This is a genomic window from Intestinimonas massiliensis (ex Afouda et al. 2020), from assembly GCF_900626285.1.
Lineage (GTDB): Bacteria > Bacillota > Clostridia > Oscillospirales > Oscillospiraceae > Flavonifractor > Flavonifractor massiliensis_A.
The window spans coordinates 2,268,994-2,292,870 of sequence record NZ_LR131147.1 but is presented as its reverse complement, the minus strand read 5'-3'; the positions used below and the strand labels follow the sequence as shown (position 1 = coordinate 2,292,870).

The window sequence follows — 23,877 nt, the reverse complement described above, 5'->3', positions numbered from 1 at the left end:
GGGGGTTTCCACTATGTCAGTGGGAAAGTCTCCCCCAGGAAGGTGACGGAGGAAATATCCTCCAGATCCATGGGGGTCTCAAAGCTCCACAGGCCGCAGCTCAAATTTTTCGGATCGACGCCCCGGTTCATGTATTTCAGGGGCACGCCGAAGGTCTCCCCTGTACTGTCGGTGGCCCAGAGGGTGAACCAGTCCACGTCCTCGCTGCGGAAAAAAACGGCGATGTTCATGCCGGAGATCTCCACACGGTCCACATACACCCCGTCCTCCAGGGTGCGGCCCACCTGAATCACCTTCTGCTCCGCCGCCTCCAGCTCCACCGGCAGGGTCCACTCCCCCTCAATGACAGGTTCCGGGCCCCGGTAGGGACCGGACACCTGGATATACGCCAGATCCGCCCCGTCCGACGGGGCAAATCCCTCCACCAGGCAGTCCACGCCCCCCTCCACGGGGACCGCACTGGCAGTCCCCAGGGGCTCCCCGGCGGCGTTGCAGGGCCTGGCCACCAGTGTGCCGTCGATGCCCTCCGCCAGCTCCAGGCGGATGTGGAAGTTGCCTTCCCCGTCAAAGCCCACGGAGGATATCTGTACCACATCGGTGTCCGGGCTGGTCTGAGGGTTCTGGCCCGCCTTCAGCACCACGTCCCCATCCTCCGTAGTCTCGGTCTCCAGGGGCTCTTCCGGCACCGCCGCCGGAAAGCGGCTGTCCCAGAGCATGTAGGAGGCCGGGTCGATCTTTTCCATCACCAGCTCCAGGGGCTGGCTGGTATGCACTCCCTCCACGCCGGCCTCCATCAGCAGGGTGCCGCTGTCGGCATCATAGGAGACAATGCTGCTGCCCAGCAGGACAACCCCCAGATCGCTCCCCTCCAGCTGGGCCGTCACCTTGGTGTGGTCGGCGTTGAGGCGGTCCCCCGCCTCGTCGGTGAGGGTGTAGAAGATCCGGGCGGTATAGCCGTCGCTGACGGCACTCACCAGCTCCAGCCGGATGCCCTGATCGCTGGCGGTGCCCTCCATCTCCCGGGCAAAGGGGGCGTAGGGCCCCAGGTGCTCAGCCAGGGCGCTCCACACCGACGGCCCCGCCGCCACGGCCGTCACCGCCAGGGCGGCGCACAGGGCCAGGGCTATGACCGCCCGGCGGCCCGCACGACGGCGGGTGGGAGCAGCCTGGGCCGCCTCCAGTTTATCGGTGAGGTCCTTCAGCTGGGCCGGGGTGGGGCCCGCCGCCTCCAGCGCCCGGCGGATGTCTGTTCCGTTAAAGCTCATAAGTTCCCTCCTCTGTCAGCATGTCCCGCAGCAGTCCTCTGGCCCGGAAGAGCCAGGTGCGGACGGTGGCCTCCTTCTTTCCCAAAATGGCCGCCACCTCCGCCGTGGTGTAGCCCTCGCAGTAGTGGAGGCATACCGGCACCCGGTACTTCTCCGGCAGGGCCAACACCGCCGTCAAGACCTCGTCGTGCTCCGGCGGGGCAGCCTGGGCGGTGTCCTCCTCCAGGGGCAGTTCATGCCGCCGCCAGGGGCGGCGGTGCAGGCTGTTGGCGCAGTTGGCCGCCGCGTGGAGCAGCCAGGCCCGCAGGTGGTCCTCCCCGTTCAGCTCCGGCGACCGGCGAAGCAGGCGGAGAAAGACCTCCTGCATCACGTCCTCCGCGTCCTCCCGGCTGCCCGTCCGGGCATAAGCCAGGCGGTACACCGCCGGGGCGTGGCGGTTCACCAGCTCCTCCAGCTCTTGCCTGGTATAGGCCATGGTCCTCCCTCCTTTCTCTGTCTATTACACCACAGGACAGGCCGTTTTGTTTCGCCGGGAACAAAAAAATTCCGCCGGGTCCCGGCGGAATTTTTTACTTGCTCAGAAACCGGAGCTGATTCACCACGGCGGGGTGCAGATGCGCCTCTTTCTCGTCCAGCAGAGCCAGAATGCGCCGCCGCTGCCCCTCCCCCAGGGCGGCATAGCTGCGGTTATAGGCGTGGATCCAGGCCATCAGCTCCAGGCGGCAGGCCTGGTCCAGCTTTTCGTACCCGCCCCCCAGCAGCGCCAGGGCATAGGTCAGCCGATCCCACTTTCCGGTGCGGAACAATAGGACAGCGCACTTCAGCCTGGTGTTTTCCACCCGGGAGGCCTGCAAAATGGCAAACACCCGGTCCTGGTCGAAGCCCCGGTGTTTGCCCAGCAGCAGGGCCGCCGTCTTGACCACCCCCGGCTGGTCGGTGGCCAGCTGTTCGGTGACGGCGCCGGTCCAGCTCTCCGGGTCCAGCCCCATGAGAGCGGTCATGGCCGCCCGCACCGCAGCGGGCTGCGGATGGGCCAAAAAGTTCCCAATTACCTGGCAATCCTCCCGGTTTCCCGTCTCCCCCAGGCCCAGAATGGCCACGGCAGGCCGGAGGGACAGACGGTCCAGATAGAACCGGTGCAAGTTGAATTCCTTGTCAGCCTGAACCACCACCTCACGGGCTGCCGCCCGCACCCGGCCGCTCTTGTCCATCAGCAGGGCCACGGCCTGCCGGAACAGGTCCTCCGCCCCGTGCTCCGCCAGGTACTCCAGGGCCAGCACCCGGTTGGGCGGGTATTTATCAGATAGAAAGCGGCGGCTCAGGTCCATCCCGTCCGCCCCCAGGTCCAGCAGGGTCTGATAGAGCAGCTTGCGCAGGAAGGGGTCGGGCTCATGCTTCACCCGCTCGGTCAGAGCGTGGATATCCACATTTTCCAGGTCTGGCAGCAGCGAGATGCACAGCCGCCGGGCCCGCACGTCCCCGCTCTCCAGCCCCAGCGGGAGCAGATTGGGGTCCCGCTGAAAGGCCCGGACAAAGAGGGGCAATATATCGTCCAGTCGGCACCGCCCGCTCCGCCGCAGCTTTTCCAGAACGGGCAGGGAAGCGGCGATCTCCACCACACCGGCGAGATCCAGCAGGTGTGTCAGGCTCTCCAGAGCCGCCTGCCGCACCTGGGCCACCCAGTCGTTGCACCGCAGCAGCACGGCGGGCAGGGCCCGGGGGTCGGTCCCCAGGGCGGCCACCGCCTGTTCCCGGATGTAGCCGTTGGGGTGAAAGGTGGAGAACACCAGCACCGCCCGGCAGGCCTCGGGAGACAGATTTTTAGCAAAAAAGTCCTCCAAGTGCAGGGCGCGCCAGTCGATGCTCCACTCCATGGAGGTGGTCTCCCGCATCCGCAGGTCCATGGCCACCAGGCCGTCGGAGCTCAGTCCCGCCAGCACCTGGGCCAGCGTGCGGGCGGCGGCCTCCTTCTGCTTGTCTGTGCCCCGGGCCAGGGCGCAGTACACCCAGGGCACGAAGGCCAGCTCCCCTGCCTCCACATGTCCGATATACTCCGCCAGATAGTCTCCGTAGGTTTTCTCCTTCCGATGGAACAGCAAAGCTGTCACCTGCCCTTCTGCTCCTATGATACCACAGGGCGCCGGAAGGTCAACGGGTAAGGGGGATGGTCTCTCCCAGGAGGGTGACGGTAACGACGTCCTCCGGCTCCATCGGGGTCTCATAACGCCAGATAGCCGTCCCCTCCCCACCCCAGTTCCAGCCGGAGAAGGACCCCCAGGCGGGGACCTTCCCCGCCGCCGTCTCCACCCGGAGCGCTTCGGCGGTAAGCGCATCCTCCTCCCCTGTATAGGTGACCACCGCCCCCAGGGGGGATAGCTGCACCTGGGTCACGGTCACACCGGCGTGTTTTAGGGAAAAGCCCTCCCCGGTACTCCGTATCTCCGCGGCGACCGGGTCCAGGGTGAGGGTCCACTCCCCCCGGATAGGCTCCAGAGGACCGGTATAGCCGGTAACCAGCCAGATTTTTTCCACCCGGTCCCAGTTCTCCCGGGTGATCCCCGCCAGCCGCAGGTCCTGACCGTCGGACAGGTAAGACACCTGCTCCGCCTGGTTGGACCAGGCGGAGCCGTCGGAGAAGGTCACAAAGGCGGCGGAGCGGGCGGAAAGACCATATCCCTCAGCCAGTTTTATCCGCAGGTGGAAGTTGTTTTCCCCATCAAAGCCCATGCTGGTGGAAAAGCCGGGCAATTCCTCATAGGTTTGGGAGACCTCCAGCCCGTCCGCCAGTTCCGGCTCCACAGAGACCTGATAGGAATTTGGGGTGAGGGTGCCGCCGGACAGGACGAGATCCTCCCCCGTCAGGTTTATGGCCTCCAGCTCCAGCAGCAGGGTGTCGCTCTCCCCGTCAAAGGCCACCGCCGACCCGCCCCAGCTGACCGCCCCCTCCAGGTCAAACTTTACCGAGGTATGCCTGTCCAGCCGCCCGCCCACTGTGTCGTGGGCGGTGAGGTAGAATCGGGCCGTCGTTCCGTCAGACAGCACCCCCACCACCTCCAGCTCTACCCCGGCGCTGGTGCTGCTGCCGGTGAGGGGAGTGAGCCATGCCCCGAAAGGCCCCAGGTGCTCAGCCAGGGCGCTCCACACCGACGGCCCCGCCGCCACCGCCGTCACCGCCAGGGCGGCGCACAGGGCCAGGGCCACCAGCGCCCGGCGGACCCTTCGTCCACCGGCGGAGCACGCCCGCCGACGAACGGCTTCCTTCCTGTTCTCGTCAAAAACCAGACCCGCCACAGGCCGGGCCAGGGCTCTGCCCAGTTCAGTCATAATACCACTCCTCCAGCATGGGCCGCAGTTTTTGCTTGGCACGGGTGAGCCGGGCGGACACGGTGCCCGGCGGGGCCCTCAGAATGCGGGCCATCTCCTCCAGGGACAGCTCTTCATAGTAGCGCAGCAGGATCACCTCCCGGTATTTCCGGGGCAGCGCGTACACCGCCCGCAGGGGGGTGTCGTCATACTCCGGCCCCGCCGACGCCAGCTTCAGCAGGGCCTCCGGGCCCGCTCGCCTGGTGCGCCAGGGGGAGCGGAGCAGATCCCGGCACACGTTCAGGGCGATGGCGATCAGCCAGGTGCGCTCCGACGCCTCCCCACGGTAGGAGCCGTAATTTCTCCAGGCCCGCAGCATGGTCTCCTGGGCGGCGTCCTCCGCCAGGGCCGGATCCCCCAGGTGGAGGGCGCACAGCCGCAGGATATCCGTGCCATAGTGCTCCATCAGCCGCTCCAGATCGGCCTGGCTGCCCGGTCTGCCTCCCATGGCTCTCCCCTCCTTTTCTCCATTTTACCTGATTAGACGGAGCAGGGGGCCTTTTTCCTGCAAAAAAATCAGGCGGCTTTTTGCCGCCTGATTTTTACTGTCAGGTCAGGTGGAAGGTCTCCCCGGCAATGGTGACGGAAGCGATGTCCTCCAGCTCCACCGGCTCGTCAAAGCTCCAGAAGTCATAGTGCAGGTCCCGGTCCTCCGCGGTCTCCGAGCAGCCGATCTGAAGCCGCAGGGGTACCTGAGTGCCATCCTTCCGCTCAATGGTCGCCTGGCCCGCGAAGCCCGTGGTACTGCCCCGGTAGAAAACCGCCAGGCTCAGGGGAGACAGGTGGATCTTCTCCACCTCCACACCACCCACCGCCCGCTGAGGCTTCAGGCTCCAACACTCCACCGGCTGGAGGTCCAGGGGGAAGGTCACGTTCAGCTCCACCGGCTCCTCCTCCCCGCGGTAGGAGCCGCTGAGCTCCACATAGGATACCTGCTCCGGGGTCACGCCGGTGGTGATGTTGTCCTCGCCGTGCTCCACCTCCACAAAATCGCTCTCCCCCGGATAGCGGTCCATGCCCTCCGCCCCGGGAACATAGGGCACGGCAGCGGCGGTCAGGTCGCTAAACTGCTCCCCAAAGAGCACCAGGGCGTGGAACCGTCCCCGGGCGTCAAAGCCCACGGTGGAGAGCACATAGTCGCCGCAGTTGGGGTCGGTCACGGTGTTCTGCCCCGGCAGAGCCGCCCCTCTGCCGTCCCCCTGGACGGTCTGGATGGGGGTGTCCGGAATGGTGACGGGCAGCACAGCGTATAACTCCCGCCGGGCGGAGTCGGCCGCTTGGACGGTCAGGGCGGCGGGCTGGGTGAAGTCCGCGCCCATCAGGGTCTTTTCCACCAGCAAAGTCCGGGCGTCCGGGTCGTAGGAGATCACCCGTCCCTCCACCCGGCTCACTGCTCCCAGACTGACGCCGTTCACACCCCCGGAAACCACGGTGTTTTCGCTCAAACGATCCCCCTCCAGGTCGGTGAGGGTATAGTACACCCGGGCGCTGTACCCGTCGGTGACCGCTTCCAGCAGCTTGACCTCTATTCCGTCGACGGTTTGGACACCCTCCAGCTTCTGACCGTAGGTTTCAAAAGGCCCCAGATGCTCCCGCAGGGCGCTCCACACCGACGGCCCCGCCGCCACAGCCGTCACCGCCAGGGCGGCGCACAGGGCAAGAGCTACCGCCGCACGGCGGCCAAACCGCTTTTCAGGCTTTTCCCGGGTCTCCCCCCTGGTCAGCGTCTCCAGCCGGGCCATGGCCTCCCGGCTGGGGGACATGGCGTCCATCTCCCGCTTATACTCCGTGCGAAACATCTTCATCCTCCTCCATCCATTGCCGCAGCAGGGCACGGGCCCGGAACAGCCGGGACTTTACCGCACCCTCGCTCTTGCCCAGAATGGCGGCGATCTCCGCCACGCTCAGGTCCTCGTAATAGTACAGATGCACCGCCGCGCGGTACTTTGGGGGCAAGGCCAGCACCGCCTCCACCACTCCTCCCGGCTCTGGTTCCTCCGGGGCGGGCAGGGATTCAGACATAGGTTCCTCCCGCCGCCGCCAGAGCGCACGGAACAGGTCGTTGGCGCAGTTGGCCGCTACCCGCAGCAGCCAGGCCTTGGCGTGCTCCCGGTCGGCAAAGTCCGGCTTTGCCTTCAGCAGGCGGACAAAGACCTCCTGCATCACGTCCTCCGCGTCGGCCCGGCTTCCCGTCCGGGCAAAGGCCAGGCGGTACACCGCCGGGCCGTACTGCCGGGCCAGCCAGTCCGGCTCCTTCCATGTGTCCAAGCGGGCTCCCTCCTTTCTGCCCTATACACGGTTGGGAGAGGCAAACGGTTTCAAAAAAATCAGGCCGCCGGGCATACGCCCGGCGGCCCTCCGACTTATTGTTTCCGCAGCCTGAATTCCACCTTCACACGGCCGCCGCACACCATGCCCAGTTCCGCCGCGGCGTGGGACAGGTCGTACTCCCGGGTGCTTTCAGCCACCCCCGCCTGCCACAGGGACAGGGCGTCCTGCCTGGCCTGGTACTCCACCGCGCCGCCGCCGATGGTGCCGGCGCAGGTGCCGTCGGGCCGCACCAGCATCCAGGTGCCCACGCCGCGGGGAGCGGAACCGTGCTTCTCCACGATGGTGCACAGCACTCCCGGCCCCTCAGGCGGTCTGACCGCCTCGGGGCCCCGCCTGGCCCGCTGCTCCACCAGCTGGGCGGCGATGGACACGGCGATCTCCGCCGGGGTCTGGCCCCCGATCTTCAGGCCGATTGGGGCATACACCCCGTCCAGGGTTTCCCGGGAAAAGCCCTCTTCCTCCAGGGCCTTCCGCACGGCGGCCACCTTGGTCTTGCTGCCGATCATGCCCACATAGGCGTATTTCCCCCGGAGCACATGCTCCAGGCACTCCTTGTCGAAGGCGTGGCCCCGGGTGAGGATGGCGTAGTAGTCGTCCTCCCGGCTGCCCAGCTGGTCCAGGGCCTCCAGGAAGGGCAGACACAGCACCTGGCTGGCCATGGGAAACCGTTCCCCGTTGGCAAACTCCGCCCGGTCGTCGATGACGATCAGCTCAAATTCCAGCCGGGCGGCGATGTGGGCCAGCTCCAAAGACACGTGGCCCCCGCCGCACAGGATCAGTCGTTCCACAGGCCGGCCCTCCTTCCGAAGTACAGCAGTCCTTCCAGCACCCCGCCGCCGATGGCACGGGCCTTGTCGGAGACGGTGAAGCAGTTGTGGACCTCACACCGGGGGTCGATATCCCCCGACTTCATGCCTTTTGTCACCGGGATCCCGGCGGGGAGCATCCCCCGGACAATGCCGGTGAGCTGGGCGGTGACGGGAATCCCGTTGACACGGGCCACCACTTCTCCCAGCTCCACCTTCTGGCCGATGGCCGCCACCGGCTCAAAGGGTCCGTCGTCGGGGGCGCGGATGATCCGCTCTGTTGTATAGCCTCCTATGTTCCCGGGCACGCCGGTGTTGGGAATGGCGGAACCCTCCAGGAGCAGCCGCCCCAGGTCGTGGCCCCGCTTGGTCTCCACCACCCCGTGGCAGTCCGCCCCGGCGGTAAAGCCGGGACCCAGGGCCAGCACGATGGGGGCGTCGGTGATGCGCGTCCCCAGGTTTTTCTTGGCCAGAATCCCATCCACCACCGCATCAAAGTGCAGCTCTTTCAGAATCTGGGCCTCCGGGTCGGCCAGCACCGGGATCTCCCCCGCCGCCAGGATGGCCCGGACCTCTTCCACATTGGCCGCCCGCCGGGCGGTGATGCCCTCCACCTCGGTCACGCCGTCGTACATGCACTGGCAGAAGGCCACCGTCCGCCGCACCGCCGTGGGCTGGTCGATATCGGTCATGACGATGGGAAACCCCGCCCGGTGCAGCCGTACCGCCGTGCCGGTGGCCAGGTCTCCCGCTCCTTTGATCAAAACAAGCATGCTCCGCCCCGCTCCTTTTCTGTATAGTGGGTCACGATACTGTAAATGCCCTGCCGGGCCAGAATGTCCTGAATTTCCTTTCCCCAGGCTTCCCGCTCCGGGGTGTCCGCCTTGTTCAGCAGGCAGCGGAAGGCCATATCTTCCGTCACGCCCTTCCGGCTCCCCAGAGGGCTGGACAGCACCGCCGCCACGTCGGCGGGGGTGAGCATGTGGTCCTCCCCCACCCCCAGCAAAGCGGCCACCCGCTCGGGCCGGTGGCAGATCTCCCCGATGGACTTGCCCAGGCAGTCCAGCCCCGCTGCGGCGATCACCGCCGAGGCCCCATGGGGGATCACCGGCTCGTGGTCCGCCGGAGCCTTCAAGGGCCGCAGCCGGGCCCCGTCCGCCTCCACCAGCACCAGATCCGCCCAGCGGAGACATGCCTCCGGCCGCCCGGCCTCAGACAGCTTGTCCGGCCGGAGGAACCTGCCCAGGGTCACCGCCGGATACCGCTCCAGCAGGGCGGGCAGCTCCTCCATGCAGTCGGTGAGGGGGAGATCGGGGTGGGGCATGATGTGGGTGGTGGTGGTCACCACCACCCGCTTGCCCGCCTGGACCCCCTCCCTGGCCAGGGCATAGAGGGTGGAGGTCTTGCCTCCCGCCCCCACCAGGGCCACCAGCCGGTGGGCATCCATATTCAGCTTCAGCCGCTCCCAGATACCCATGGTCAGCCCCCCAGGGTGTGCTCCACCAAAATCTTGATGCCGATGCCGATGAGCACCAGGCCGCCCACCAGCTCCGCCCGCTTCTGAAACAGGCTGCCCAGCCGCCGGCCGGCCAGGCCCCCCACCACCGACAGGACAAAGGCCACGATGCCGATGATGAGGGAAGAAAACAGGACGTCCACCTTCATAAAGGCCATGGACACCCCCACCGCCAGGGCGTCGATGCTGGTGGCGATGGCCAGCAGGCACAGCCGCCTGGCGGACAGGTCGGCGGGGGCTTCCTCCTCCTCGCCGCCGCCCCGGACGGCGCCCCAGGCCATGCGGCCGCCGATGAGGGCCAGCAGGCCGAAGGCCACCCAGTGGTCCACCGCCTCTATGTATTGGCTGACGCTGCTGCCCAGCAGCCAGCCCGCCAGGGGCATGGCGAACTGGAAGGCGCCGAACCAGATCCCCATTTTCACCGCCTGCTTCCAGCCGAAGCCGGGGATGGCGATGCCGCTGGATACCGACACGGCAAAGGCGTCCAGAGCCAGGCTCACCGCGATGAGGAAAATTTCAATCACAAACTATCACCTGCGCAAACGAAAAGTAAGCCATACTTAAAAAAAGATTATAGCACACCGGCCCCAAATATGCTATAACAAGATAGATCAGATGCAGGAGGAGGGAGCGCCGTGACGGAGCGGGAGACCTATATGGCCCAGGCCCTGGAGCTGGCCCGGGCGGCCATGGCCGAGGGCGAGGTGCCGGTGGGCTGCGTCATCGTGAAGGACGGCGTTGTGGTGGGCCGGGGCCGCAACCGGCGGGAGACCCGCCATACCGCCCTGGGCCACGCGGAGATCGAGGCCATCGCCATGGCCTGTGAGACGCTGGGGGGCTGGCGGCTGAAGGACTGCACCCTGTACGTCACCCTGGAGCCCTGCCCCATGTGCGCCGGGGCCATCGTCAACGCCCGCATCCCGGTGGTGTGTTACGGGGCCAAGGACGACAAGGCGGGCTGCTGCGGGTCGGTGCTCAATCTGTTTGAGGAGCGGTTCAACCACAAGCCCCGGATCTACGGCGGCGTGCTGGAGAGGGAATGCGCCAAGATCCTCCAGGATTTTTTTGAGGGGCTGCGGTGATTTAATGGTTTTGTAACAAAACCCACCTAGCTTTTGTAACAAACCCTTGTTACCATAATACCTGCAAGAGACAAAGCTTCTTTTCATTCTATCCTCCAATCATAGAAGCAGGCAGCGGAGCGCACCGCTGCCTGTTTCCACGTTCTGGGAGGTTTTTTCAACCTTACAGGAAGTTTACAGAAAAAGTCGGGGATTTAAAACTTCTGTAACAGATTTTCCGTTTCTTCCTTAACAATTCTCCTGTATCTTAAGAACTGCAAGAGACAGTTTCTTTTCATTTCATTGTATCCTCTTTCCTTCGGTGAGGGCCGGACGTCAGGAGCAGGCGTCCGGCCCTTGCCGTTTTTTTCCGCCTGTGTTATGCTGGTGATAACGGAGGGAGGGATACCCTTGAAATTGCAGATCAAGCGGATGCGGTGCGGCGACTGCGCGGTGCTGGAGGGGCGCCGGGCCCGGCTCATTGTGGACTGCGGCAGCGACAATCAGGCCGCTGACGGCAGCCTGACCGCCCGGGACTTTGCCTACGCCGCCATCGCCGCTCAGATCAACGACCTGATGCCCACCCATATCCTGATCTCCCACCTCCACACCGACCACTACCGGGGCTTCCTCAATCTGGGGAAGGACGCCCCGCCCATGTTCTGTACCGCGCCGCCGGTGGATACCGCCTACCTGCCCTGGACCATCCTGGGGGGAAGGGCGGTACTGGCCGCCGCTTACGCCCGGCTGTACCTCACCGCACCGCCCCGCACCCTGGCCCACGAGCTGGCCCGGGGCCTGATGGACCTGCTGCCCATCCTGGAGCGGGAGGCGGCCTACCGGCAGATGCTCCAGGCCGGAGACGTGATTCCCCTGGAGGGGAAAAAGCTGGAGGTGCTGTGGCCCCAGGTGGAGCCCGCCCTGAAGAGCCTGCCGGTATGCGGCGGAAAGAGCTTTGAAGAGGCAGACAGGGCTATGGAGGCCGCCTTCCTTGCCCTGGCGGATCAGGGCGGGAACGGACGGCTGCTGGAGGACGGCCCCCGGCTGACCGGGGCGCTGGAGCGCTACCTGCTTCTCCTCCACGACGGCCCTCTGGCCGAGGCGGGGCGTCTGGACGCCCTGGATACCCTGGAGGCGGCCCTGCGCCAGGCCGACCGGCTGCGGCTGGACCTGTGGGGGGACGAGACAGACGGCCTCCGGCCCCCCTACCCTGAAGATCTCCAGCCTCTGGCCGATTTTGCCAGGCAGCAGTACCATGTGCTGGTGAACGGGGTCAACGCCTGTGGCATCATCTTTCAGTGGAAGGACAAGGTGCTCTTCCCCGGAGACGCGCCCCCGGCGGTGATCTCCTTCCTGAAGGAGAAGGGGCGGTTCCAGCCCCGCTACCAACTGGTCAAGCTGCCCCACCACGGCACCAGGCGGTACTTCTCCCCCGCCCTGCCCCCGGCGGAGCGGTACATCATCTCCAACGGCGGCTACAGCCGCCGGGCGGTGGGCAAGGAGGTGCTGGAGGATCTGGCCCCTGCCGGCTGCACCTTCCTGTGCACCGACGCCCACCGGGACCCCCGGAAATACTGCAGATATTTCCGGGAGGAGGGGCACTGTCACCCCGCCTGCGTCCCCATCACCGACCGGCAGCAGGTGATTCCACTATAAAAATCCGGCGGACGGCAAATGCCGTCCGCCGGATTTTTTCTGTTACCGCTCTTCTCTGAAGTAGGCCAAACCGAGGCTTGCAGGCGGCTGCTTCTCGCGGTTGTTGCGCATGGAGGTCAGGATCAGCACGATGACGGTGACCACATAGGGCAGGATCTTGTAGAGCTGGGTGGGGAAAAACGGGAGCACCAGGCGGAGGTAGAGGATCATCAGGCCGCCGAAGAGCACCGAACCCCACAGGGCGTGGTAGGGGCTCCACAGGCAGAAGATAACCAGCGCCACGGCCAGCCAGCCCTCGCCGGACAGGCCCTCGTGGTTCCACACGCAGCCGGCGGTGGTCATAATGTACACCATGCCGCCCACGGCGGAGAGGCCGCCGCCGATGACGGTGGCCAGGTACTTGTACCGGCCCACGTTGATGCCGGCGGCGTCCGCTGTGGCGGGGGATTCACCCACCGCCCGCAGGTAGAGGCCGGACCGGGTGCGGTTGAGGTAGAGGCCCATAATGACGGCCATGATCACGCCCAGGTAGACAAAGATGTTGTAGTCGAAGATCAGCTCCCCCACCACCGGGATATCCCGGAGGGCCTGGGGGAAGGGGGAATTCTGAAAGTAGCCCTTCAGCTCGTTGCTGACGGCCACGAAGCCGCCCTCCTTCACCCGCATGAGCTCGCCGACGTACTGGCCCACGCCGGTGCCGAAGATGGCCAGGGCCAGGCCGGTGACGTTCTGGTTGGCCCGGAGGGTGATGGTGAGGAAGGAGTAGATGAGGGCGCCCACCGCGCCGGCGGCGAAGGAGGCCAGGATGGCCAGCACCACCGCCAGGGGGCCGGACACCGCCGTGCCCACGGCCTTCTCATAGTAGAACGCCGCGCCCAGGCCGATGGCGCCGCCCATGAACATCATGCCTTCCACGCCCAGGTTCAGGTTGCCCGACTTCTCGGACAGGATCTCACCGGCGGTACCGAACAGCAGGGGCGCGCCGGTGACGACGGCGGCGGTGATCAGTGCGATCAGCCAGCTCATGCCCCCACCTCCTTTTTGTTGTCCTGCTTCTTGCCGCTGCCGGCAAAGATCAGGCGGTAGTTGATGAAGAATTCACAGCCCAGCATGAAGAAGAGCAGCACGCCGGTAATGATGTCGGAAATGGAGGCGGGCACCTGCATCTCGGTCTGGAGGCTGTCGGCGCCCTTCTCCAGGATGGCCAGGATGGCGGAGATGCCCACCATGGCGAAGGGATTGAGCTGGGCCAGCCAGGCCACGGTGATGGCGGTAAAGCCCACACCGGCGGCCACCCCGTCGTACAGGGTGTTGTTGGCGCCGGAGGCCAGCATGAAGCCCACCACGCCGGAGATGGCGCCGGACAGGAACATGGTGCGCATGATGATGAAGGGCACGTTCATGCCGGCGTACCGGGCGGTGTTCTCGCTCTCGCCCACCACGGCGATCTCATAGCCCTGCTTGGTGTACTTCATGTACCAGAACATGACGCCCACCAGGATGAGCACGATGATCCAGCCGCAGTACACGCCGCCCACCTTGGGCAGGCAGGCGTTGGAGTCGAACTGGGCGATCTGCTGGCTGCCCCGGGGCATCTTCTCCCAGGGGCCGCCCTGGAGGTATTTGACGAAGCCGATGACGATGTAGTTCATCATCAGAGTGAACAGGGTCTCGTTGGTGCCCCACCTGGCCTTGAAGAAGGCGGGGATCAGGGCCCAGATGCCGCCGCCGATGGCGCCTGCCACGAACATGACGATGAGCAGGGGCACCTGGGGCAGCTTATCCGCCCAGTACAGGGCGAAGTAGGTGGCGCACATGGCGCCGGCGGTGATCTGACCCTCGGCGCCGATGTTCCAGAAGCGCATCTTGAAGCAGGGGGCAATGGCCAGGGCGGTGCCCAGCAGGGGGATGAAGTTCTTCACCGTCTGCCGGAAGGCGCTGGTCTTGCCCAGGGAGCCCACCACGATGGTCTTGTAGCCGGCGATGGGGTTGCTGCCCGAGATCCAGATCACCAGGCCGCCCACCACCAGAGCCAGCAGGATGGCGGCGATGCGGATGGCCCACTGGGCCCCGGGATTCATATGCTCCCGCTTGGCCAGCCGGACCAGGGGCGTTTTATGTTCCGATGTATGCATCACGCCTTCTCCTTTCCGCCGCCTACGTGGGTCATGTAGAGGCCGACTTCTTCCTTGGTGGCGGTACGGGCGTCCACCACGCCGGACACCTTGCCGCCGCACAGCACCAGGATCCGGTCGCACAGCTCCAGCAGCACGTCCAGGTCCTCACCCACCAGCACTACGGCCACACCCTTCATCTTCTGCTGGTTGAGCAGGTGATAGATGGTGTAGGAGGAGTTGATGTCCAGGCCCCGGACGGGGTAGGCGGTCATGAGCACGGTGGGGTTGGAGTCGATCTCCCGGCCCACCAGCACCTTCTGCACGTTGCCGCCGGACAGGCGGCGCACCGGGGTGGATACCCCGGGGGTGACGATCTCCAGCTCCTGGATCAGCCGCTGGGCCAGCGCCTTGGGGGGCTTCCGGTCCACCATGGGGCCCCGGTGGCTCTTGTAGGTCTTGAGCATCATATTGTCCACCATGTCCATGCTGCCCACCAGGCCCATGCCCAGCCGGTCCTCGGGGACGAAGGCCAGGTTGACCCCGATCTTCTGGATCTGGCTGGGGGTCTTGCCCAGCAGCTCCTCCCCGTTCCGGTCCACCGGCACATGCTGGCCGGCGATCTCACTCTTGGGATGGGGGGGATAGTAGAGCACGCTGCCCCCCTCGGTGTGCTGGAGTCCGGCGATGGATTCCAGCAGCTCCTTCTGGCCGGAGCCGGCGATGCCGGCGATGCCCAGGATCTCCCCGCCGAAGGCCTGGAACCCCACGTCGTCCAGGGTCTTGACCCCCTCGGGGTTGCGGCAGGTCAGGCCTTTCACTTCCAGCCGCAGGTCCTTGTACTTGGCCTCGGGGCGGTCGATGTTCAGGCTCACCGCCCGGCCCACCATCATCTCGGTAAGCTTCTGGGGGTTGGTGTCGGCGGTGTTGACGGTGCCGATGTACTTGCCCTTGCGGAGCACCGCCACCTTGTCGGAGATCTCCATCACCTCGTGGAGCTTGTGGGTGATGATGACGATGGCCTTGCCGTCGGCCTTCATGTTGCGCAGCACGGCAAACAGCTTGTCGGTCTCCTGAGGGGTAAGCACGGCGGTGGGCTCATCCAGAATCAGGATGTCGGCGCCCCGGTAGAGCACCTTGACGATCTCCACCGTCTGCTTCTCCGACACCGACATGTCGTAGATCTTCTTGTCCGGGTCGATGTCGAAGCCGTAGCGCGCGCTGATCTCCCGCACCTTGGCGGCCACCGCCTTCTTGTCGAACTTGCCCTTTTCGTCCAGGCCCAGCACGATGTTCTCCGCAGCGGTGAACACGTCCACCAGCTTGAAGTGCTGGTGGATCATGCCGATGCCCAGGTCAAAGGCGTCCTTGGGGGAGCGGATGGTGACCTTCTTTCCGCCCACCCAGATCTGTCCGGCGTCGGGGAAATAAATGCCGGAGATCATGTTCATCAGCGTGGTCTTGCCGCTGCCGTTCTCCCCCAGCAGGGAGAGGATCTGACCCCGCTCCACCTCCAGGTCGATGCTGTCGTTGGCCACGACCGGCCCGAACCGCTTGGTGATGCCCTGGAGCCGAATGGCGCTTACCTGTTCCAAGCCACTCATCCTTTCTCTGCGCGCGCTGCGCGCGTACCTTCTGCACACTCTCTGGTTTGGATTATATCAAACTTTTTCTGCCGCGTAAATCGGCCCCGGAGAAATACTGAAAAAAGCCGCCGGTTCCGGCAGGCCCTCCCCCCTTTCCCGGGAAAAACGGGGCGGGGCCCGCCCAAGGCAAAATGCCCGTCCTTCCGGACGGGCATCTTTACCCACAGGCAGGCGCCGGGAATTACTCCACGGTAATGCCGTCGATGACCCAGCAGAACTGGGGCGCGGACAGGCCGCCGCTGGCTACGTCGGACTCCACGTAGTGCTCGCCCTCGGCCAGGCTCCACGCGCTGCCGTCGAAGGTGTTGGTGCCGGTCAGGGGGCCGGTGAAGACGTACATGCCGCCCGCCAGGTCGTCCTCGGCCTTGGCGATGGCGTCGGCGGTGCCGGGAGCGGCCACAGCCTCGTTCAGGGTGGTCATGACCACGGCGCCGGAGGCCATGTCGTCAGACCAGTCCTGGGCAATCTCCTCGCCGTTGGCAATGCAGCGGATGGCGTACTCCATGTAGATGGACCAGTCCACCCGGGTGGAGATGATGGCAGCCTCGGGGGCCACGGAGGTGACGTCGGCGGTGTAGCCCACATAGTAGGCGCCGTTGGACTGGGCGGTGGTGGCGGCGGCGGAGCCGTCGGTGTAGTTGGTGATGACCTTGCAGCCCTCATCGCACAGGGCCTGGGCGGCGTTGGCCTCCTCGGTCAGGTTGCCCCAGGAGTTGATGTACTTGACCTTCACGCCTACGGTGGGGCACACGCTCTTGGCGCCCAGGTAGAAGGAGGTCAGCATGGACAGGGGCTCGGGATAGGGGAAGGAGGAGACATAGCCCACATAGGCGTTGTCCTCGGTGAGGGTGCCCTCCTGGATGAGCTGATTCAGCTTCATGCCGGCGGCCACGCCGCAGACATAGCTGCCCTGGTGCAGCTTGGCAAAGGCGTTGTGGGTGTTGTCCAGGTCATCCACGGCAGACTGCTGGTTGGTGCAGGAGACAAACTGCACATTGGGGTAGTCGGGGGCCACCTTCAGCATGTAGTCCTCCAGGCCGTAGGAGTTGTTGATGATCAGCTGGCAGCCGGCGTCGGCCAGCTCGATATTGGCATCCTCGGCGGTGGAGTCCTCACCGATGTTGAACTTGGTGACCCACTCCACAGTGATGCCCTCGGCGGCCAGGGCCTCAGTGGCCTTGTCTTTGGACTGGATGAAGTTGTAGGTGTAGCCCTGGTCGTTCTCGTCGCCGTTGCAGATCAGACCCACCTTGACGGTGGTGCCCTCGGGGGCGCCGCTCTCGGTCTGGGCGGGGGTGGTCTCGCCGGCGGCGGGGCTCTCGGTGGTGTCTCCGCTGCTGCCGCAGGCGGCCAGGCTCAGGGTCATGGCGCCCGCCAGCAGCAGGCTCAGCAGCTTCTTGTTCATTGGAATCTCCTCTTTCTCACTTTCTCTATACGCAGGGAGCGGGAGGAGAGCCGCAGGCCCTCCTCCCGGTGTGCTTGGGGTGATTGCTTGGGGTGATGATTTATTCCTCAGTAATGCCGTCGATGATCCAGGCGAACTGAGGGGCGGACAGGCCGCCATCCTGGCTCAGGTCGGACTCGGCGAAGTACTCGCCCTCGCCGATGCTCCAGGTCTTGGTGGTATCCCAGTGGTCGTGGCCGGACAGGGGGCCGGCAAAGACGTGCATGCCGCCGGCCAGGTCGGCCTCGGCCTTATCAATGGCCTCCTGGGTGCCGGGGGCGGCAATGGCCTCGTTCAGCTGGGTGAGCACCACAGCGCCGTCGGCCATGTTGTCGGTCCAGTCCTGATCGAAGTTCTCGCCGTTGGCCAGAGCGGAGATGGCGTAGGTCATGTACACGGACCAGTCAATGCGGGTGGAGATCAGGGAGGCGTCGGGAGCCACGCCGGTCATGTCGTTGTTGTAGCCGCAGTGGAACGCACCGGCCTCCTGGGCAGCGGTGGCGGGGGTGGTGTTGTCGGAGTGCTGGGAGATGAGCACGCAGCCCTCGTCGCACAGAGCCTTGGCGGCGTTGGCCTCCTCAGTGGCGTCGGACCAGGAGTTGACGTACTTGACCTTCATGGTGGCGCTGGGGCACACGCTCTTGGCGCCCAGGTAGAAGGCGGTAAAGCCGGAGATCACCTCGGCGTAGGGGTAAGCGCCCACGTAGCCGATGACGGCCTGGTCCGCGGTGATGGTGCCCTCGTCGATCATCTGCTGCAGCTTCATGCCGCCCACCACGCCGGCCAGGTAGCGGCCCTCGTAGATGTTGGCAAAGGCGTTGTGGGTGTTGTCCAGGTCATCCACGGCGGACTGCTGGTTGGTGCAGCCCACGAACTGGATGTTGGGGTAGTCGGGAGCTACCTTCAGCATGTAGTCCTCAAAGCCGTAAGAGGTGTTGAAAATAATGTCGCAGCCGGCGTCGGCCAGCTCAATGTTGGCGTCCTCACAGGTGGAATCCTCGCCCACATTGTACTTGACCACCCATTCGCCGGTCTCGATGCCCATCTCGGACAGCTTGGCCTTGGCATCCTCCATGCCGCGGATGAAGTTGTAGGTGTAGCCCTGGTCGTTCTCGTCGCCGATGCAGATCATGCCCACCTTGACGGTCTTGGCCTCGCCGGTCTCCTGGGTGCCGGCGGGAGTGTTCTCACCGGCGGGGCTCTCAGCGGTCTCCTCGGTGCTGCCGCAGGCAGCCAGGCCAAAAATCATGGCGCCCGCCAGGAGCATTGCAAGCAGTCTTTTCTTCATTTCAGTTCCTCCTTGTATCATGTTGATGTTACAGTAAGGTCCCTCTATTCCAAACGGCTGCCTTTCACAGGGTTTCCCCCGCTCCCAGACGGGCGCCATAGGGCGCATTTGCCTTCATCATCCGCTCATCACGGAGCATTGCGCTCCGTCTGCGGCAGCCGGTCTCGCTTTGTCAACTTGCGGATGGAGCTCAGTCGCAGAACTCCACGCCGCCCTCTACACTCATACTCTTTACTCTTGCAAGAGATTCCACTCTTACCCCCATGCCCCGGATCAGGTCGCCGCCGGGCTGGAAGGCCTTCTCCACGGCGATGCCGGCGCCCACCAGGGTGGCGCCCGCGTCCCGCACCAGCTTGATCAGGCCCTGGAGGGCGCTGCCGTTGGCCAGGAAGTCGTCAATAATAAGCACCCGGTCCTCGGGATGAAGGAATTCCTTGGACACGATGATGTCATATACCTTGCCGTGGGTGAAGGATTCCACCTTGGAGGTGTATACGTCGCCGGCGATGTTCTTGGTCTTGTTCTTCTTGGCAAAGATCACCGGGCAATCAAAAAACTGCGCAGCAACACACGCGATCCCGATCCCCGATGCCTCGATGGTCAAAATCTTGGTCACTCCGCAGTCCCCAAACAAGCGCAGAAACTCCCTGCCCATATCCTGAAACAGTTTGACATCCATCTGATGGTTCAGAAAGCTGTCCACCTTCAGTACGCCGCCCTCGCGGATCTTACCGTCAGCGCGAATACGATCCTCCAGCTGCTTCATATCTTCTTCTCCTTCAAGAAAATTTACTTCTATTGTATCCCAATGGGTAAGGCTCCTGCAACGACTATATTCTATCAAAAAACCTTTGATTCGTCATCCGTTTTTAGAAATTTTGTGGAAAGAATCCGGCTTGCCGTCTCATTTTCCACAAAAAGGGAGACGCTTTTCCATTTGTACTTTGGCTGGGAATTTGGTACAATGCAGGTGTATTTCCTGTTCCTTTTGATAAAGGAGGTCTTTATCTATGCTCAAACGAATCTGCACCGGGGCGCTGGCCGCCCTGCTGGTGGTATCCGCCGCCCCCCTTTCCGCCCGTGCCGCCTTTTCCGACGCCCAGGGTCACTGGGCCCAGGAGGTGGTGGAGCAGGCTGCGGACTACGGCCTGATCCAGGGCTATCCCGACGGCACCTTCGGCATCGGGGATGAGATCACCCGCAGCCAGTTCGTCACGGTGCTGTGCCGCATGTTCGGCTGGGACATGGTGTCCCCCGCCAGCCCCTCGTACATCGACTGTCCCTCCTCCGCCTGGTATTACTCCGCCGTGGAGACCGCCCGGGCCCACGACGTGATGGACCCCTCGGGCGCCTTCCGGCCGGAGGACTACATCAGCCGGGAGGAGATGGCCATCATGCTGGTGCGGGCCCTGGGGTACGACACCCTGGCCCAGGACCTGTCCTCCCTCTCCCTCCCCTTTGACGACGTGAGCCGCAATCAGGGCTACATTGCCATCGCCTACGACATCGGCATGATCAACGGGGTGGCCGGCCCCAACGGCTCTCTGAAGTTCCTGCCCACCCACTCCGCCACCCGGGAGGAGGCGGCCGCCATGCTGGTGCGGGTATATGAGCGGTACACCTCCAAGACGGAATGGCTCCACGGCTTCTACGCCTTCTCCTCCTACTCCCAGATCAACCTGACCGCCGATATGGACGCCGTCAGCGTAGGCTGGGCAAGGATGGAGTACGGCGCGGACGGCCCCACCCTCAACTCCACCTCCGCCAATGGAAACGAGTGGATCAAGCCCAACGACGTGACCCCCGCTACCTCTTACTTTGAGAGCAATCAGGTGCCCTACAACCTGAACGTCTACGCCTCCGCCGCCGACAGCATCACCCTGGCCGACGGCACCGCCACCTCCACCGTGGCGGCAGTCACCGGCTCGGCTCAGGCCCGGTCCCAGGCCATCTCCGCCCTGGTGGCGGCCTCCGCCGACTACAGCGGCCTGACCATCGACTTTGAGGCGTTGAAGGGAGATACCATAAAAAAGAATTATGTTACCTTTATGGAGGAACTGCGGGACGCCCTGCCCGCCAGCAAGAGCCTGTACGTCTGCGTCCAGCCGGATACCTGGTACACCGGCTTTGACTACCGGGGCCTGGGTGAGGTGTGCGACAAGGTGATCCTGATGGCTCACGACTATCAGTGGACTTCCGTGCCCGGCTCCTATGTGGGCACCGCCAACACCAACTCCCCCGTCACCCCCTTCGCCAGCGTGTATGAGGCCCTGCGGGACATCACCGACAAGGACACCGGGGTGCAGGACGTGAGCAAGGTGGCCCTGGCCATCTCCTTCGGCACCGCAGGATTCCACGTGGATGCGGACGGCCGCCTGCTGGAGACCACCATCTACCATCCGGCCCTGTCCACCCTCACCGCCCGGCTGAACCAGCCGGACACGGTGGTGACCTATTCCGACAAATACCGCAACCCCTACGCCCTGTACACCACCGAGGACGGCAGTCTGTACAAGGTGTGGTACGAGAACGAACAGAGCGTGCTGGACAAGCTCCAGCTGGCCCGGATGTTCGGCATCACCGGAGTGTCTCTGTGGCGGATCGGCAATATCCCCGCTTCGTCGGGCTATAATGTGTGGAGTGCCGTTGAGAGCACCCGCTGAGGAGGCAAAGGGCCATGAAGCTCACCCCGAAAGAACTGGCTCGTGATTTCCTGCTGATGAGCCTGGGCACCGCTCTGGTGTCAGTAGGTGTGTACTTTTTCAAATTCCCCAACAACTTCTCCATGGGCGGCGTATCCGGCCTGGCGGTGCTGCTGGGCAAGCTGTTCCCTCAGCTCTCCCCCTCCACCTTCAACTCCATCATCAACCTGCTGTTTCTGGTGCTGGGTTTCCTGCTGCTGGACAAGGGCTTCGGCTTCCGGACGGTGTACTGCTCCATCCTCTATGCCGGTCTGGTGCAGCTGTTCTCCTGGGTCTGCCCCCTGGACGGCCCTCTCACCGACCAGCTGATGCTGGAGCTGCTCTTTGCCGTCATCCTGCCCGCCATCGGCTCCGCCATTCTGTTCAACATCGGGGCCTCCTCCGGCGGCACCGATATTGCCGCCATGATCCTGAAGAAGTATTCCGGTATGGACGTGGGACGGGCCCTGCTGGTGTCCGATGTGGCCATCGCCGCCGCCGCCCTGGTGATCTTCGATGTGCGGGCGGGCCTGTGCTCCCTGCTGGGCCTGGCCCTCAAGTCTGTGCTGGTGGATTCCGCCATCGAGTCCTTCAACCGCCGGAAGGCCTTCTTCATCATCACCTCCAATCCGGAGGCCATCTGCGACTATGTCACCCACAACCTGGAGCGGGGCGCCACCGTGTGGCAGGCCCAGGGGGCCTACACCCATGAGGTCCACCACGTGGTACTCACCGTCCTCTCCCGGGGCCAGGCGGTGGTCCTCCGCCGCGAGCTGAAGGCCATGGACCCCCACGCCTTCCTCATCGTGGCCAACTCCAGCGAGATCTTCGGCAAGGGCTTCCTGCGGGCGTAGCAGGTTTCCCTGGAAAATATTTCCCAATCGACGGACTTCCCCCTCCTTCGCGGCAAAATATGGTAATATATGGTTATCAACCTACCGTTTTGCCATGAAGGAGGGCTTTTTATGCCGTTATTACGCCGCAAGGGGCTGTTTGAGAGCAACAAGGTGCTGTACTTACCGGTGGCCGTGATCGCCCCAAACCCGGACCAGCCCCGCCGCCACTTTTCCCGGGAAGGGCTGGAGGAGCTGGCCGCCAGCATTAAGGAGCACGGGGTGCTCCAGCCTCTGTCGGTCCGACGGAGCACCCAGGGCTATGAGCTGATCTCCGGGGAGCGGCGGCTGCGGGCCGCCCGGATGGCGGGGCTGACCGAGGTGCCCTGCATCGTGGTCAGCGTGGACAGCAAGGAGTCCTCCCTGCTGGCTCTGGTGGAAAACCTCCAGCGCCGGGACCTGGACTTTGTGGAGGAGGCCTCCGCTTTGGCCCGGCTGATTGAGACCTACCACCTGTCCCAGGAGGAGGCCGCCCGCCGGATCGGCAAATCCCAGTCGGCGGTGGCCAACAAGCTGCGGCTGCTGAAGCTGCCCCCGGAGGCTCTGGCTCTGCTGCGGGAGCACGGCTGCACCGAGCGCCACGCCCGTGCCCTGCTGCGGCTGGCGACCCCCCAGGCCCAGCTGGAGGCCGCCCGGTATGTGGCCCAGCAGGGGCTGACGGTGGCCCGCACCGAGCAGTATGTGGAGGATCTGCTGCGCCAGGCGGACAAGCCCCGGAAAAAGCCCACCTTTGTCATCAAGGATGTGCGGCTGTTCCTCAACACCGTGACCCGGGGGCTGTCCCTGATGAAAAACGCCGGGGTCAACGCCAACTGCCAGCGGAAGGAGACCGAGGATTCCATCCTGCTGACCATCACCATACCAAAGGGATAATGTTTCACGTGAAACGCCGCAGGCGGGGCTTGGCTCTGTCTGCGGCGTTTCACGTGAAACAAGGTTCTTGTATGTTTTTTCGGTTGAATTAGCGGGAAAGAGAAGATATAATAGGTGGGTACGCTGGTGATTGAAGAAAAAGGCAGGTGTCCTATGGCAAAGACCATCGCAATCGTGAATCAAAAGGGCGGCGTGGGAAAGACTACCACCTGTGTAAACCTGGCCGCCGCCTTGAAAAAGCTGGAACAGCGGGTGCTGGTGTGCGACTTCGATCCCCAGGCCAACACCACCTCCGGCCTGGGGGTGGACAAGACCATCGCCCCCAATGTATATGACGTCCTGCTCAACGGCTCAGAGACCGCCAAGGCCATCGTCTCCACCCCCTATGCCGACGTGATCCCCTCCAACAAGGCCCTCACCGGGGCCACCGTGGAGATGATCGGGATGGACCGGCGGGAGTACCGGCTGAAGGACGCCCTGTCTCTGGTCCGTTCCGACTACGACTACATCCTCATTGACTGTCCCCCCTCCCTGGAGCTGCTCACCCTCAACGCCCTGTGCGCCGCCGACACGGTGCTGGTGCCGGTACAGTGCGAGTACTACGCCCTGGAGGGGCTCAGCGATCTGCTGTCCACCATCCGCATTGTCAAGCGCTCCCTCAATCCGTCCATTGCCCTGGAGGGCGTGGTGCTCACCATGTATGACGGGCGCACCAACCTGTCCATGCAGGTGGCGGAGGAGGTCAAGCGCCACTTCCCCGGTCAGGTATACGCCACGGTGATTCCCCGGAACGTCCGCCTGTCCGAAGCACCCAGCTACGGTAAGCCGGTGTCCGCCTATGACCCCCTGTCCAGGGGCGCCGAGGCCTACGCCGCCCTGGCTGCCGAGGTGCTGGAGCACAATCAATACGCCGTGACACGCATGGAAAGGAGCGAATGAC

Annotated in this window: 23 protein-coding genes; 6 read left to right on the top strand and 17 right to left on the bottom strand. The window is 64.4% G+C overall.

Annotated elements, in window-relative coordinates:
* Nucleotides 1-11: 11 nt before the first annotated feature.
* From E0E41_RS11455 to E0E41_RS11405, 11 genes are all read right to left on the bottom strand, one after another.
* Nucleotides 12-1,265: a hypothetical protein gene (locus E0E41_RS11455; RefSeq protein ID WP_130870024.1), complete on the bottom strand. Its 1,254-nt coding sequence runs from the start codon at nucleotides 1,263-1,265 to the stop codon at nucleotides 12-14.
* Entirely contained in the window at nucleotides 1,255-1,740 is a 486-nt protein-coding gene (locus tag E0E41_RS11450; protein WP_130870023.1) for an RNA polymerase sigma factor, read from the bottom strand. Before E0E41_RS11450 ends, E0E41_RS11455 begins: the two co-directional genes overlap by 11 nt.
* Before the next feature lie 94 nt (nucleotides 1,741-1,834).
* Complete coding sequence (locus E0E41_RS11445; protein WP_130870022.1) at nucleotides 1,835-3,373, bottom strand: hypothetical protein; 1,539 nt, start codon at nucleotides 3,371-3,373, stop codon at nucleotides 1,835-1,837.
* A 40-nt stretch (nucleotides 3,374-3,413) separates the two neighbouring features.
* Nucleotides 3,414-4,589, bottom strand: a complete 1,176-nt coding sequence (locus E0E41_RS11440; protein ID WP_130870021.1) for a hypothetical protein — start codon at nucleotides 4,587-4,589, stop codon at nucleotides 3,414-3,416.
* Entirely contained in the window at nucleotides 4,582-5,076 is a 495-nt protein-coding gene (locus tag E0E41_RS11435) for an RNA polymerase sigma factor (RefSeq protein WP_130870020.1), read from the bottom strand. The genes E0E41_RS11440 and E0E41_RS11435 overlap by 8 nt, the downstream gene beginning before the upstream one ends.
* Before the next feature lie 100 nt (nucleotides 5,077-5,176).
* Nucleotides 5,177-6,427, bottom strand: coding sequence for a DUF4179 domain-containing protein (locus tag E0E41_RS11430; protein WP_165450541.1), 1,251 nt, complete (start codon nucleotides 6,425-6,427; stop codon nucleotides 5,177-5,179).
* Nucleotides 6,408-6,896 carry an RNA polymerase sigma factor gene (locus tag E0E41_RS11425; protein WP_130870018.1) on the bottom strand — a complete coding sequence of 163 codons (489 nt, stop codon included), beginning with the start codon at nucleotides 6,894-6,896 and terminating at the stop codon, nucleotides 6,408-6,410. The genes E0E41_RS11430 and E0E41_RS11425 overlap by 20 nt, the downstream gene beginning before the upstream one ends.
* 95 nt (nucleotides 6,897-6,991) lie before the next feature.
* A complete protein-coding gene (locus E0E41_RS11420; RefSeq protein ID WP_130870017.1) occupies nucleotides 6,992-7,747 on the bottom strand; it encodes an XdhC family protein in 756 nt (251 codons plus the stop codon).
* Nucleotides 7,735-8,538, bottom strand: a complete 804-nt coding sequence (yqeB, locus tag E0E41_RS11415) for a selenium-dependent molybdenum cofactor biosynthesis protein YqeB (protein WP_130870016.1) — start codon at nucleotides 8,536-8,538, stop codon at nucleotides 7,735-7,737. The genes E0E41_RS11420 and yqeB overlap by 13 nt, the downstream gene beginning before the upstream one ends.
* The gene (gene yqeC / locus E0E41_RS11410; RefSeq protein ID WP_130870015.1) at nucleotides 8,526-9,242 is read right to left on the bottom strand and encodes a selenium cofactor biosynthesis protein YqeC; all 717 of its coding nucleotides are present in this window, start codon (nucleotides 9,240-9,242) and stop codon (nucleotides 8,526-8,528) included. The genes yqeB and yqeC overlap by 13 nt, the downstream gene beginning before the upstream one ends.
* A 2-nt stretch (nucleotides 9,243-9,244) precedes the next feature.
* Entirely contained in the window at nucleotides 9,245-9,805 is a 561-nt protein-coding gene (locus E0E41_RS11405; protein WP_130870014.1) for a manganese efflux pump MntP, read from the bottom strand.
* A 111-nt stretch (nucleotides 9,806-9,916) separates the two neighbouring features.
* Here E0E41_RS11405 and E0E41_RS11400 point away from each other — a divergent pair, with 111 nt between their 5' ends.
* Together E0E41_RS11400 and E0E41_RS11395 are read left to right on the top strand one after the other, a co-directional pair.
* The gene (locus E0E41_RS11400) at nucleotides 9,917-10,363 is read left to right on the top strand and encodes a nucleoside deaminase (protein WP_278045185.1); all 447 of its coding nucleotides are present in this window, start codon (nucleotides 9,917-9,919) and stop codon (nucleotides 10,361-10,363) included.
* A gap of 390 nt (nucleotides 10,364-10,753) precedes the next feature.
* Nucleotides 10,754-11,998 (top strand): MBL fold metallo-hydrolase, encoded by a 1,245-nt coding sequence (locus tag E0E41_RS11395; RefSeq protein WP_165450540.1) that lies wholly within the window; start codon nucleotides 10,754-10,756, stop codon nucleotides 11,996-11,998.
* Between the two features lie 42 nt (nucleotides 11,999-12,040).
* Here the strand turns inward: E0E41_RS11395 and E0E41_RS11390 are convergent, their stop codons facing one another.
* The 6 genes from E0E41_RS11390 to E0E41_RS11365 form a co-directional block, all read right to left on the bottom strand.
* Nucleotides 12,041-13,024 (bottom strand): ABC transporter permease, encoded by a 984-nt coding sequence (locus E0E41_RS11390; protein WP_130870012.1) that lies wholly within the window; start codon nucleotides 13,022-13,024, stop codon nucleotides 12,041-12,043.
* Nucleotides 13,021-14,133: an ABC transporter permease gene (locus tag E0E41_RS11385; protein ID WP_130870011.1), complete on the bottom strand. Its 1,113-nt coding sequence runs from the start codon at nucleotides 14,131-14,133 to the stop codon at nucleotides 13,021-13,023. The genes E0E41_RS11390 and E0E41_RS11385 overlap by 4 nt, the downstream gene beginning before the upstream one ends.
* Nucleotides 14,133-15,707 carry an ABC transporter ATP-binding protein gene (locus E0E41_RS11380; RefSeq protein WP_130870010.1) on the bottom strand — a complete coding sequence of 525 codons (1,575 nt, stop codon included), beginning with the start codon at nucleotides 15,705-15,707 and terminating at the stop codon, nucleotides 14,133-14,135. Before E0E41_RS11380 ends, E0E41_RS11385 begins: the two co-directional genes overlap by 1 nt.
* Before the next feature lie 232 nt (nucleotides 15,708-15,939).
* Nucleotides 15,940-17,163: a BMP family ABC transporter substrate-binding protein gene (locus tag E0E41_RS11375; RefSeq protein WP_130870009.1), complete on the bottom strand. Its 1,224-nt coding sequence runs from the start codon at nucleotides 17,161-17,163 to the stop codon at nucleotides 15,940-15,942.
* A 100-nt stretch (nucleotides 17,164-17,263) separates the two neighbouring features.
* Entirely contained in the window at nucleotides 17,264-18,490 is a 1,227-nt protein-coding gene (locus tag E0E41_RS11370; RefSeq protein ID WP_130870008.1) for a BMP family ABC transporter substrate-binding protein, read from the bottom strand.
* A gap of 190 nt (nucleotides 18,491-18,680) precedes the next feature.
* Nucleotides 18,681-19,256: a xanthine phosphoribosyltransferase gene (locus E0E41_RS11365; RefSeq protein WP_130870007.1), complete on the bottom strand. Its 576-nt coding sequence runs from the start codon at nucleotides 19,254-19,256 to the stop codon at nucleotides 18,681-18,683.
* 244 nt (nucleotides 19,257-19,500) lie between these two features.
* Here E0E41_RS11365 and E0E41_RS11360 point away from each other — a divergent pair, with 244 nt between their 5' ends.
* The 4 genes from E0E41_RS11360 to E0E41_RS11345 all read left to right on the top strand — a co-directional run bounded on the left by E0E41_RS11360 (nucleotide 19,501) and on the right by E0E41_RS11345 (nucleotide 23,876).
* Entirely contained in the window at nucleotides 19,501-21,153 is a 1,653-nt protein-coding gene (locus E0E41_RS11360; protein ID WP_130870006.1) for an S-layer homology domain-containing protein, read from the top strand.
* A 14-nt stretch (nucleotides 21,154-21,167) separates the two neighbouring features.
* Entirely contained in the window at nucleotides 21,168-22,025 is an 858-nt protein-coding gene (locus tag E0E41_RS11355; protein WP_130870005.1) for a YitT family protein, read from the top strand.
* Between the two features lie 111 nt (nucleotides 22,026-22,136).
* Nucleotides 22,137-22,937: a ParB/RepB/Spo0J family partition protein gene (locus tag E0E41_RS11350; protein WP_130870004.1), complete on the top strand. Its 801-nt coding sequence runs from the start codon at nucleotides 22,137-22,139 to the stop codon at nucleotides 22,935-22,937.
* A gap of 153 nt (nucleotides 22,938-23,090) precedes the next feature.
* Nucleotides 23,091-23,876, top strand: a complete 786-nt coding sequence (locus E0E41_RS11345) for a ParA family protein (protein WP_130870003.1) — start codon at nucleotides 23,091-23,093, stop codon at nucleotides 23,874-23,876.
* Nucleotide 23,877: the final 1 nt, after the last annotated feature.

Coding starts and splice junctions, on each gene's coding strand:
- E0E41_RS11430 (WP_165450541.1), bottom strand. CDS start 6,427: ATGTTTCGCACGGAGTATAAGCGGGAGATGGACGCCATGTCCCCCAGC.
- E0E41_RS11370 (WP_130870008.1), bottom strand. CDS start 18,490: ATGAAGAAAAGACTGCTTGCAATGCTCCTGGCGGGCGCCATGATTTTT.
- E0E41_RS11375 (WP_130870009.1), bottom strand. CDS start 17,163: ATGAACAAGAAGCTGCTGAGCCTGCTGCTGGCGGGCGCCATGACCCTG.
- E0E41_RS11385 (WP_130870011.1), bottom strand. CDS start 14,133: ATGCATACATCGGAACATAAAACGCCCCTGGTCCGGCTGGCCAAGCGG.
- E0E41_RS11365 (WP_130870007.1), bottom strand. CDS start 19,256: ATGAAGCAGCTGGAGGATCGTATTCGCGCTGACGGTAAGATCCGCGAG.
- E0E41_RS11450 (WP_130870023.1), bottom strand. CDS start 1,740: ATGGCCTATACCAGGCAAGAGCTGGAGGAGCTGGTGAACCGCCACGCC.
- E0E41_RS11455 (WP_130870024.1), bottom strand. CDS start 1,265: ATGAGCTTTAACGGAACAGACATCCGCCGGGCGCTGGAGGCGGCGGGC.
- yqeC (WP_130870015.1), bottom strand. CDS start 9,242: ATGGGTATCTGGGAGCGGCTGAAGCTGAATATGGATGCCCACCGGCTG.
- E0E41_RS11355 (WP_130870005.1), top strand. CDS start 21,168: ATGAAGCTCACCCCGAAAGAACTGGCTCGTGATTTCCTGCTGATGAGC.
- E0E41_RS11390 (WP_130870012.1), bottom strand. CDS start 13,024: ATGAGCTGGCTGATCGCACTGATCACCGCCGCCGTCGTCACCGGCGCG.
- E0E41_RS11350 (WP_130870004.1), top strand. CDS start 22,137: ATGCCGTTATTACGCCGCAAGGGGCTGTTTGAGAGCAACAAGGTGCTG.
- E0E41_RS11440 (WP_130870021.1), bottom strand. CDS start 4,589: ATGACTGAACTGGGCAGAGCCCTGGCCCGGCCTGTGGCGGGTCTGGTT.
- E0E41_RS11360 (WP_130870006.1), top strand. CDS start 19,501: ATGCTCAAACGAATCTGCACCGGGGCGCTGGCCGCCCTGCTGGTGGTA.
- E0E41_RS11345 (WP_130870003.1), top strand. CDS start 23,091: ATGGCAAAGACCATCGCAATCGTGAATCAAAAGGGCGGCGTGGGAAAG.
- yqeB (WP_130870016.1), bottom strand. CDS start 8,538: ATGCTTGTTTTGATCAAAGGAGCGGGAGACCTGGCCACCGGCACGGCG.
- E0E41_RS11435 (WP_130870020.1), bottom strand. CDS start 5,076: ATGGGAGGCAGACCGGGCAGCCAGGCCGATCTGGAGCGGCTGATGGAG.